This window comes from Pseudonocardia pini (assembly GCF_013870575.1).
In the GTDB taxonomy this organism is placed as follows: domain Bacteria; phylum Actinomycetota; class Actinomycetes; order Mycobacteriales; family Pseudonocardiaceae; genus Pseudonocardia; species Pseudonocardia pini.
Map to the genome: position 1 here is coordinate 1 of NZ_JACBXB010000786.1, position 2,556 is coordinate 2,556.

The following is a 2,556-nucleotide window of genomic DNA, read 5'->3' on the forward strand; positions in this document are numbered from 1 at the left end:
GGACCTCCGGCGTGACGACCCGCATGGCCTCGGTGCGGCCGTGGTGGAAGCGCCGCGTGGCGATCGACTCGTAGGTGGCGCCGGTGAAGCCCTTGGAGCGGCGGTGCGCGAGCTGGAAGGCCAGCTGCGCGAACGCGTCCGGGGAGCAGCCGAGCTCCTTGGCCCGCGCGCTGGTGAAGCCCTCCACACTCAACGTCGACGTGGCACAGGCGGCGGCGTAGTCGGCGAACTCGGCGCCTGCCTGCGCGATGTCCGCGCGCTGCTCGTCGTCGAGCCGCCACCGCAGCGGCGCGACGGCGGCGGCACCCGCTCCCGGCAGCTCGGGCGTGGGCGAGCCGAGGATCGTGTCGACGTACCCGACCACAGTGGTGCCGTCGAGCTCGCAGTGCTCGCCGTTGAGCCCCGCCGTGCCGTCGCCGAAGACGATCAGGGTGAGGGACTTGTCGAACCAGCGGTTGCCCGCCTCGCCGTGCAGCAGTAGGTCACAAGCCTCGCGCGGCTCGGCGGGCACCGCGTCCTCCAGCGCGACGCAGAACAGCGCGGTCTCGATCGTCTCCAGCGTCCCGGCGTTCTCGGCGAGCAGACGAGAACGGCTCTCCGCCCATGCGGCCCTGGCCTTCGTCGTCAGCCTGCCGACGCCCTCGCCGGGCTCCGCGGTCGCGGCGACGACCGCTCGGAGTCCGGCGGCGATCTCCGCGACCGAGTGGGGAGTGCCGTCCGGCGCGATCACGTCGAGCCGGTGGACGTGACCGTTGCGGAACACAACGACGTGCCGCTCGGTCGACGGGCCCGGCCACGCCTCGGTGTACGGGGTGCGGCTGGAGTCGATCTCCCGGCCGGGGATCCGGCAGGCGGAGAAGAGGTACTTGAGCTGCACCATCGACAGGGCCTCGCCCCGCTGGGTCGCGGGCGGCACCTCCTCGGCGTCCACCGCGAGCTTGTAGGCCACGCTCGCGGCCGTCAGCGCGGCCGCCCGCTCCACCTGGTCGAGGCCGGGCGCGTCCTCGAACAGGAAGAAGAAGTTGGCGTTGAGTGCGATGCGGTCCCGCCTGCCGAGGTAGCGCGAGCGCCAGAAGTCGTCCCACACGCTGTGGACGCCGGAGGTCGCGTCGTACTCGCGCAGCGCGGCGTCGAGCGCTGGTGCCTCGACCGCGAGGAACTCTGCGAGCGCCTTCTCGGTGCGGGCGCGCTCGTCGTCGGTCAGCAGCGGGGCGGACCACTCCAGGAAGCGCTGCGCGGTGTCGTCGAGGGAGGGCAGCGGGACGCGGGGCAGGGCGTCCTCGTTGCCGAAGGTCCGGGGGGAGAGCGTCATCGGGGAGGCCTCAGATCAGGAGCTGGTCGACGCGGCCGGAGCCGGCGGGGGCGGTGTGGGCGGCGGTGACCCGGCCGAACAGCTGGCGGGTGCGCGCCGCGGTGCCCACGACGCCGGGACGGGCGCTGTAGGCGAGGATCGCGGTGTGCCGGTCGTGGCCGCCCTCGACCGGGCTCACCCGGTGCAGGGAGTAGCGCCCGGCGAAGAGCTGCAGGTCACCGGGTCGCAGGTCCAGCGTCCGGACCCCGCGATGGTCGCCGTCGAGCACCGCGGAGACCGCGCGGAGGTTCTCGGCCCGCGGCGACCGGATGCCGGGAACGTACTGGAACCGGCCGCCCGCCTCGGGGGCCTGCGTCAGCAGGCTGACCGTGAACTCGTTGGTGTCGAAGTGCCAGGGGTGTTCGCGTCCGGGGACGACGACGTTCAGGACCAGGCCCGACAGCGGGTCACCCAGCTCGAACACCTCGGGGAGCCCGAACGCCGCCGCCACGAACCGCTGTACCGCCGGATCGGTGTAGAGCCGCTGCAGCAGCGCATCGGTGGGGATGCGGTCGCGGGCCACGAAGGCGTTGCCCCGCGGCACCCGGTGATACGCCGGGTGCCCGGCGGGCAGCGTCGGATCCGGGTCGGTGTTGTAGACGTTGACGACCTCCACCTCGTGGTGGGCGAACGGGGCCAGGCCGCGCCCCTCCGCGCGCAGCGCGTCGACCTGCGCCGCCCGGACGAACCCGGGCAGTACGCAACAGCCCTCGGCGGCGAGCTCGGAGTGCACCCGCGCCCTCAGCTCGGCGCTGTCCAGCGGATAGCGGTCGGTGTCCACGATCGTCGGATCCACTCGGCACCCCTCACGTCGTCGTCGACTCGGTCTCTGACCTCCAGCGAGTATGACGATGCGGAGAGTAACGGTCAATCGTGACTGTTAATGATCTGCGCCTCAGCGGCTCAGGACGGTCTCACCAACACCTTGATGTCGTCGCCCGGGTCGGCGGCGAGGCACTCGAATACCCCGCCGATCGCGTCGTCGAGCCTGATCTCCCGACTCACCAGCGAGGCGAGGTCGTACACCCCGCTCGCGGCGATGTGCACCGCCCGCTCGAACTCCTCGTCGGTGTAGGCGAGCGCCCCGGTCACGGTGGCCTCGGTGAACAGCAGGGCGGTCGGGTCGAGCGGCGTCGGCTCCTCCCACACCGCCACGTTCACGAGCGTCCCGCGAGGCCGGACGGAGCCCAGCGCGGTGGCGAAGC

Annotated in this window: 2 protein-coding genes and 1 pseudogene; all 3 read right to left on the reverse strand. The window is 72.5% G+C overall.

What is annotated here, in order from left to right:
* The coding region (locus H5J29_RS28900; protein WP_181784141.1) for a choline/carnitine O-acyltransferase at positions 1–1,312 on the reverse strand (1,312 nt) is incomplete at its 3' end.
* 10 nt (positions 1,313–1,322) lie between these two features.
* Positions 1,323–2,147 carry a HalD/BesD family halogenase gene (locus H5J29_RS28905; RefSeq protein ID WP_181784142.1) on the reverse strand — a complete coding sequence of 275 codons (825 nt, stop codon included), beginning with the start codon at positions 2,145–2,147 and terminating at the stop codon, positions 1,323–1,325.
* 107 nt (positions 2,148–2,254) lie between these two features.
* Positions 2,255–2,556, reverse strand: a pseudogene (locus H5J29_RS28910) (hypothetical protein); the annotation flags it as partial.